At 63.9% G+C, this 3,891-nt stretch carries 5 protein-coding genes; 4 read left to right on the top strand and 1 reads right to left on the bottom strand.

The features are described 5' to 3' along the window. Positions 1–598 (bottom strand): IS6 family transposase (locus tag AB0H83_RS51590; RefSeq protein WP_360111344.1); only part of this gene is annotated, 598 nt, incomplete at its 3' end. On the opposite strand from AB0H83_RS51590, the gene AB0H83_RS51585 reads away from it, so the two are divergent. The 4 genes from AB0H83_RS51585 to AB0H83_RS51570 all read left to right on the top strand — a co-directional run bounded on the left by AB0H83_RS51585 (position 592) and on the right by AB0H83_RS51570 (position 3,105). Continuing rightward, on the top strand, positions 592–1,539 hold the full coding sequence (locus AB0H83_RS51585; protein ID WP_360111341.1) for a polymorphic toxin-type HINT domain-containing protein: 948 nt from the start codon (positions 592–594) through the stop codon (positions 1,537–1,539). The genes AB0H83_RS51590 and AB0H83_RS51585 overlap by 7 nt on opposite strands. Positions 1,540–1,548: 9 nt before the next feature. Next, on the top strand, positions 1,549–2,145 hold the full coding sequence (locus AB0H83_RS51580) for a hypothetical protein (RefSeq protein WP_360111338.1): 597 nt from the start codon (positions 1,549–1,551) through the stop codon (positions 2,143–2,145). Between the two features lie 136 nt (positions 2,146–2,281). Next, the gene (locus tag AB0H83_RS51575) at positions 2,282–2,608 is read left to right on the top strand and encodes a hypothetical protein (RefSeq protein WP_360111347.1); all 327 of its coding nucleotides are present in this window, start codon (positions 2,282–2,284) and stop codon (positions 2,606–2,608) included. Positions 2,609–2,955: 347 nt separating this feature from the next. Then, a complete protein-coding gene (locus AB0H83_RS51570) occupies positions 2,956–3,105 on the top strand; it encodes a hypothetical protein (RefSeq protein ID WP_360111335.1) in 150 nt (49 codons plus the stop codon). Positions 3,106–3,891: the final 786 nt, after the last annotated feature.

Raw genomic sequence — 3,891 nt, 5'->3', positions numbered from 1 at the left:
TCTGCATGAAGGCATGTCCGGCGATGATTACCTGTGCTGTGTTGTCCGTTCGCAGCCCGCGCATCGATCTCAACCGGTGTTTGAGCCGGCTGTGATCAGCCTCGATCGGATTATTCGCGTACTGCTCGACGTGGTGCCACGCCGACGGGATGAGCTCATCGAGGACGCCCGGGTACACCGCGGCGGCGTCGGTGACCACCTCGCTTGGCTTCACCTTCAACACCGACAGCGCCCGGCGGAAGAACCGCCGGGCCGCGCCGGCGTCCCGACGCGCCGAGACCAGCACGTCGATGACCTGACCGTACTGGTCGACCGCCCGGTACACGTACCGCCAGACTCCGTTGACCCTGACGTACGTCTCGTCGACGTGCCACCTATCGCCCGGCGAGTGACGGCAGAACCGGGCGGCGTCAGCCAACAGCGGCGTGAACCGCTGCACCCGTCGGAACACGGTGACGTGATCGACCTCGACGCCGCGCTCGACCAGGAGTTCCTCAACGTCGCGATAGGACAAGTTGAACCGCAGATACCAGCGCACCGCGACGATGATCACCTCCGGCGGGAACCGGAACCCGGCGAACGCCGACTTCGGTGGCAGCCACGGGCGCGGGCGAATCAACGACTTCACCGATCAAGTCTGCCTCGATCACGCCAACGCTCAACGCAACAGAGCCTCACAGTTTCGATCCCGACACCCAGGTCCAGATGGCCGACAGGTCGACCAAGCCGATCAAGGACGTCAAGGAAGGCGACGAGGTCGTAGCCACGGACCCGGAAACGGGTCGGACGACGACACGCGTGGTCGAACGTCAGTACGTCAACCTGGACAGCGACCTGGTCGACATCATTCTCGCCGGCATGGACGGCATCGATGTGGTGCGTACGACCCAGCACCACCCGTTCTGGTCAGAGACTCGCCAGACCTGGGTCGACGCGGCGAACCTGCAGTCGGCCGAGCAGGTCCACACCCTCGACGGCACGACGATGACGGTTCTGGATGTGCAGGTTGTCGATGCCTCGCACGTGATGTACGACCTCACCGTGGCTGATGTCCACACGTACTATGTGCTGGCGGGAACCTCTCCCGTCCTCGTCCACAACTGCAATGACGAACTCGGGGAAAGTAACAACGGGGTTGTCGAAAATCGCAGGCCGGAGGAACTGCCGTTCGAACAGTTGGCGGCAGAGTTTGAGGGGGTCTCTCCGATGGCTGCCGGTTCGCCGGAATTCGAGCAAGCCGTCAGTCAGGGCGGTAACTTCCTCTGGACGGTTGGCGTGGAAGGTAATCTGAACATCGTTCCCAACAGGCCGGGCATCTATCATTCGATTGCGAGTGGCGGCGCCCCGATCATCGGAGGCGGAGAGATCACGATCGGAGCCGGTACGCGTGCGGCGACACGTTTCAACAACCGCACCGGACATTATCGGCCGGGTTGTGCCCAATGCGCTGCCTCGTTCATGACGGCAGGCGTCGATGCATTCCGTCGGGCGGGCATCAGAGTTCCGCTCTCGGTGCAAACGAACTTGTTTGGGAGGTAGACGGCGACAATGGATCCTGATCTCCGCGAGATGCGCAGCATTCCTGAAGGGCGGCTTGCCGACTGGGTCGATCGCCGGTTTCCTGACGGCGGCTCACCGCAGTGGTGGCTTGCAATCTTTGAGTCGCTGGAAGCCAGTGCCCATCCCCTTCGGAACCTGACCCCGGAAAGGCGCGCGGAAGATCTCATCTTTGCGGCAGAATTCATGAAGCTGGCGCAAAGTCGTGGAAATATCGGGAGCGCGGTCTGCGCACACTGGGCACTTCGAATTGCAAGTCTCGTTGCTCGGTGCGTGCCTCCAGTGCCGAGCGTTCCGGAGATCTTTTCGCCGGACGGCTCGGCTAGGTGGGGGCTGCGCAGCATTACTCTCACTCGTGAGCAGGCGCTGAGGCAAGCCAAGAGCCGGAGGAGTGAGTACCTGCATGCCGACGAAAGTTTTTACGCGTCGCCCGTCCGTACGGAGAACTCTGCGGGCGTAACAGACTACTCGGCGCTGCGGGATGTTGAGCTGATTATTTCTGCCCTCCAGTGGGTCTCTTCGTCTGTCAAGGACGAAGAGACCGCTGCGGAGATACGTTTGTGGCTTGAGATCAAGTATGAGTTGTGACCGGCTGGCAGGTCGTACATAATCCACGCGGACAGGACTTGCGTCAGGCTGACCGGCACGCCCGGCCGGTCGCGCTGGTCGGCTTCGACGACGTCGAGCTCGCCGAGGTGTTCGCCACCCCGCTGACGGTCGCGGCGTGAGGAAGGTGAGCCTCTCCAGCGACCGCTCCCTCACTACCCGGAAGCGGTCCAGCAGCGAGGCGACCGGCTCGCGGTCCCCACGACAGCATCACGACCCGGTCGAAGGGCTCGAAGGTACGGCCGGTGCCGTGGGCGGCGATCAGCTGGGTGCGGGGGAGTCAGTTGGTCTCGTCGCCGTGCAGGAAGCTCCACGCGGCGTCCCAGAGGTATTCGAGGACGTGGATGAAGTCGATGATGATCGTGACGTGGATGCCGCGGTGGTCGGCTTCGGCGGTGTCAATCCCCTGGAATCGTGGATGACTGTGCGGTCTGCGCTGGTGTGATCTGGAGCCGGATGTTGCGATGTTGACGGTTCGTCGGCAGCGGGTGGTTGAGGAGCCGACGGGTCGGGTGCGGGAGAAGGCGCCCAAGTCGCACAACGGCACCCGCAGTCTGGTCCTCGACCCGGCGACGCTCACCGTCCTGACCGGTGCGGGGCAGCGGGGGAGGAGGAGGGCACTTGTGTCCGGTACATGTTCACCGGTCGGCAGGGCCAGCCGCTGCGGCCGGACAACGTCACGGACAGGTTCAACCAGCTCGCGGTCGCCGCAGGGGTCCGCCCGCTCGGCCCGCACCAGATCGGCACCTGGTCGCCTCGAATCTGCTGGATCTCGGGTACGGCATTGCCGAGGTGGCCGAGCGTCTCGGTCACGATCCGGCGACGTTGATGCGCTACTACTCCCGGGTCAACGCCAGCCGCCGCCGGCAGAGTGCCGACGACCTTGCGGAGCTCATCGCGCCGGACTTCACCCCGGCCGCCGAGACGCTGAGCGCAGCATGAACGACAACGCCAGTTCCGGACAATGACTGGGCTTCGGTGGCGAGGTAATTCGTGGACCCCTTTACTCGGCAGGTTTATGCTGGTGATGACCTGGGAGAACGTGCTTGAGCACGTCGCTGGGGCCTTCAACGACCCTGGGGGTCAAGGGGTCGTGGGTTCGAATCCCGCCGTCCCGACACTGTGAGCTGGGAATATTCAAGCTCATGATGTACACATTGGACATTCTCTGTTACCACGTGGCAACGGCTGTGGTAACAGAAAATTGGTCGAAACCGGGCAAATATCTCTCCGGCCCGCCTGGTTTGTCACTTTTGGGCATGCCGCACTTGGCGCGGAATCAAGGGTTGCCGGTGTCGCGGCGTGCTGTCCACTGACGTTCTCGACGTCGCCGGCGCCGGTTGCGCAAGTCGGCGAGGACGCGCTACACCGACCCTTCGCGCCGGGAAGCGCTGCGTGCGGCGCGGACGAGACAGTCGGGCCGTGACCGATCTCGAGCCGTGCAGGCGCGACAGCGCTGCGAGCACGACCCGGCCGGCCGGTTGCTGGTCGGGGCGGGGCACCTGCCAGTGCAGGACTGCCACCTGATGCCGCAACACGAGCAGTCCGACGTCCTTCGCACCCCGTCGCGGGCGAGCTGGGTCACCGTCTTGGTTTTCTCCGCGAGTTGCGAGCGCCACTTGTGTTGATCACAGGTGACTGATCAGGTGGTCAGTTGATGGCGGGTAGCCAGGGCCGACCGGTGATGAGGTCGGTGAGTGCCCGGAGGGTGTTGTGGCCGTGGGCGGT

The organism is Dactylosporangium sp. NPDC050688, from assembly GCF_040654515.1.
Taxonomy (GTDB): Bacteria; Actinomycetota; Actinomycetes; order Mycobacteriales; family Micromonosporaceae; genus Dactylosporangium.
The sequence above is the reverse complement of the archived record's forward strand: the minus strand, read 5'-3'. Positions and strand labels throughout refer to the sequence as shown.